Annotated in this window: 2 protein-coding genes (1 of these 2 running past the window's edge); one reads left to right on the top strand and one right to left on the bottom strand. The window is 48.7% G+C overall.

Going from position 1 to position 2,117, the window contains the following annotated elements; all coding sequences use genetic code 11:
• Positions 1 to 566 carry the final stretch of a DNA topoisomerase (ATP-hydrolyzing) subunit B gene (gyrB, locus tag ACTF5Z_RS11510; RefSeq protein ID WP_438985763.1) on the top strand. It extends 1,942 nt beyond the left edge of the window, so 566 of the gene's 2,508 nt are visible here — the last part of the coding sequence; its start codon lies beyond the left edge, outside the window; it ends in the stop codon at positions 564 to 566.
• A gap of 92 nt (positions 567 to 658) precedes the next feature.
• Here the strand turns inward: gyrB and glyS are convergent.
• A partial coding sequence (gene glyS, locus ACTF5Z_RS11505) for a glycine--tRNA ligase subunit beta (RefSeq protein ID WP_438985762.1) occupies positions 659 to 2,117 on the bottom strand: 1,459 nt, incomplete at its 5' end.

Genomic DNA, 2,117 nt, shown 5'->3' with positions numbered 1-2,117 from the left:
TGGATGCTATGGCGAATGAACAAAGCGTGCAAAAGTTTGGTGCAGACCTGAGCGATCGCTTACAGCGATATTCCGTAAATGGTAGTGAATACTCCGTTTATGTACGCAAAGACCAAGAGCGTAACCTTTATTTGCCGGTGGTAAAGTTTTACAACCACGGTGTTGAGTATGAAACGGTGTTGGGCCGAGACTTTTTTGGTTCGGCAGAATATCGACAGCTCACGGCGTTGGGTGCGACCTTGGGCGACTTGATTGGCCCCGAGGGTGCAATTCGTAGAGGCGATAAATCACAGCCTGTTCGCGAATTTACCGAGGTTCTAGCTTGGTTAATGACCGAAGCCGCAAAAGGCTACAGCATCCAGCGTTATAAGGGTCTGGGTGAAATGAACCCTGAACAGTTATGGGAAACCACGATGGATCCAGAAACTCGCCGTATGCTGCAGGTTACAATTGAAGATGCGATTATGGCTGATCAAATGTTCACTACATTGATGGGTGATCAAGTAGAGCCACGTCGCGAGTTCATCGAGCAAAATGCCTTGAATGTTGCAAACCTGGACGTTTAACCAATTTAGGAAATAGATTTTTTAAACCCCGCTTCTGTCGCGGGGTTTTTTTTTGGCGTCACAGTATGGATTCTCTAGTGCGCTGTGATTGCTTAAGAAATAACCAGCTCTTTTAAATCTGCGACAGCTCCAAATAAAGAGGCTAAAGTCGCGAGCAACCCCAAGCGATTCTGTCTTAATTTGGCGTCTTCCGCATTAACCATGACTTCGTTAAAAAAGACATCAACGGGTTGGCGTAAAGACGCTAAATGTGTCAAATACCCAGAATAATCTTTAGTGCTGATCGCTTTGTCTAGTGCTGGTTTGAGCGCTTGAAGCGCCTTAGCCAGAACGTGTTCGGCGGTTTCAACTAGTAGCTCGTCGATGTAGGCTGGCTTGACAGCGTCTGCCTTTGCAAGAATATTACTTACACGTTTGTAAGCACTCGCTAACACCAAAGCCTCTGGCATATCTGAAAAAGCCACAAGAGCGTTGAGCCGGCGCTGGAAATCAAGCGGTTCGTTGACACCCTGGTTAATTACGGCACGAATAGTGGTAATGGGGATCCCTTGAGCTTCGTAACGAGCGTAGTATCGTTCGTTAAGGTATGCGATGAGGCTTTCGAGAGTGTTCGGCGGTACGTCAAAGGGCAATCGATTCAGTGCTTCAGAAAACAGTTCCGCTAAGTCTAGGTTGAGGTTGTTATCAATAATTAACCTCAACACGGCCAATGACGCTCGGCGGAGTGCGAAGGGGTCTTTAGAGCCTGATGGAATTTCTCCAATCGCGAATATGCCCGCCAAGGTATCACAGCGGTCTGCTATGGCGACGGCAGTGGCTTCAAGGTTATCCGGCAGGACGTCCGTTGCGAATCGGGGGAGATAGTGCTGTTCGATGACGTTGGCAATTTCATCGCCCAGGCCTTCTGCTCGAGCGTAGTAAGCGCCAGCGATACCCTGCAGTTCCGGAAACTCGTTCACGAGTTCTGATGCTAGGTCTGATTTTGCTAACTCGGCACCACGGGCTGCAATGCTGGCGTCGGCGCCAATTTTTGTTGCGATGAATGACGCCAAAGAGGCTACTCGGGCGACCTTATCGTATACGGACCCGAGCTTGTGCTGGAATGTCATCTTTTCTAGAACGATTCGTCTGTCGGCTAACGGGGTTTTTAAATCGGTATCGTAAAAGAAAGCAGCGTCAGCTAGTCGTGGGCGAATGACGCGTTCATTGCCGTGCACGATCCGTTCGGGCTCAGGGCTTTCGATGTTAGCAACCGTGATAAAGCGAGGTAACAGCTTGCCCTCTGAGTCTTGCAGGTGAAAGTATTTTTGGTGCTCTTTCATTGATGCAATGAGTGCTTCCGACGGGACCCGCAAAAAGTCGCGATCAAATTCACCAGATAAGGCGACGGGCCATTCGACTAAGGCGGTGACCTCGTCGAGTAAATCGTCGTCAATTTGTGCAGCAGCCGAATAAGTAGCGGCCAGGTTTTGTACCTGTTTAAGGATCATTGCTTTGCGCTTTTCATAATCAACAATGATTTTAGCGGCCAGTAAATCCTCTTCGTATGTT

The sequence above is a fragment of the Aequoribacter sp. genome (assembly GCF_965659035.1).
In the GTDB taxonomy this organism is placed as follows: domain Bacteria; phylum Pseudomonadota; class Gammaproteobacteria; order Pseudomonadales; family Halieaceae; genus Aequoribacter.
Note: the sequence above shows the minus strand (reverse complement) of the source record. Positions and strands in the feature narration are given on the sequence as shown.